Consider the following 1,189-nt stretch of genomic DNA (forward strand, 5'->3'; position numbering starts at 1 on the left):
CTTATCCCCTTGGCTCAGCAGGTGAGTGCGATTGCGTCTTGCGAGCTTATCCCTTTGGCTCAGCGGCTCCATTTACTTTTGGCGGCGCATTCGGTAGGATTGTTGTTGGTGTGTTCAGCTATGGACGGGGGGACGATCGAGATGGAAGGCAATCTGTATCATGTGCTGGGGGCGAAGCAGTTCAGCCGTTCCGAGCTTGACGAGCTGTTCGAGGCTTCGCGGAAGATGGAGGAGGTTGTGCGCTACGGCGGCAGCCGGGACCATCAGGGGCGGATTATGACGACGCTGTTCTTCGAGGCGAGCACGCGGACGCGGCTGTCGTTCGAATCGGCGATGTCGCGGCTTGGCGGCAGTGTCATTGGAACGGAGAACGCGGCGCAGTTCTCGTCGGCGATCAAGGGCGAGACGCTGGAGGATACGATTCGCATTGTCAGCGGCTACAGCGACGTGGTGGTCATGCGGCATACGGACATCGGAGCGGCGAAGCGGGCGGCGGCGGTGGCAAGCGTGCCGGTCATTAACGCGGGCGACGGAGCGGGCGAGCACCCGACGCAGGCGCTGCTCGACGCGTACACGATCCAGAAGGAAGTCGGGAAGCTCGACGGCGTGCGGATCGCGATGGTCGGGGACTTGGCGTACGGGCGGACGGTGCACTCGCTCAGCTACATGCTGGCTAACTATAAGGATGTCGTGATTTATTACATCTCGCCGGACAATGTGCAGATTCCGAAGAGCGTGAAGCGCTACATGGACGAGAAGGGCGTTCGCTACGTGGAGACGGCCGATCTGGACGCCGTAGCGGGGGAGATCGACGTGCTGTACCAGACGCGGATTCAGAAGGAGCGGTTCCCTTCGCTGGAGGAGTATGAGAAGGCGTCCGGCAAGTACATCGTGGACGAGCGTTTGATGTCGCTGATGCGCAAGGAAGCGATCGTGATGCATCCGCTGCCGCGTGCGGGCGAGATTGCCGAAGCGGTCGACCGCGATCCGCGGGCCGCGTACTTCCGCCAGGCGCAGAATGGGCTGTACATTCGGATGGCTTTGGTGGACAAGTGCTTGAAGAGCATTGGTTTCTGACGGTTTGGAAGGGTTATGGGGTTGAAAATGCAGCGTATTAATCGCAGAGGTTAGCTGCGTGGGGCGGCGGCATGGGCTCTGTAACCGGTCTCGGCCGGGTTACAGAGGCGGG

Annotated in this window: 1 protein-coding gene; it reads left to right on the forward strand. The window is 61.0% G+C overall.

The annotated features are described in order from the left end of the window. Positions 1-108: 108 nt before the first annotated feature. A complete protein-coding gene (gene pyrB / locus H4Q31_RS21275; protein ID WP_311771784.1) occupies positions 109-1,077 on the forward strand; it encodes an aspartate carbamoyltransferase in 969 nt (322 codons plus the stop codon). Positions 1,078-1,189 lie beyond the last annotated feature (112 nt).

Source organism: Cohnella lubricantis (assembly GCF_014212015.1).
Lineage (GTDB): Bacteria > Bacillota > Bacilli > Paenibacillales > Paenibacillaceae > Cohnella > Cohnella lubricantis.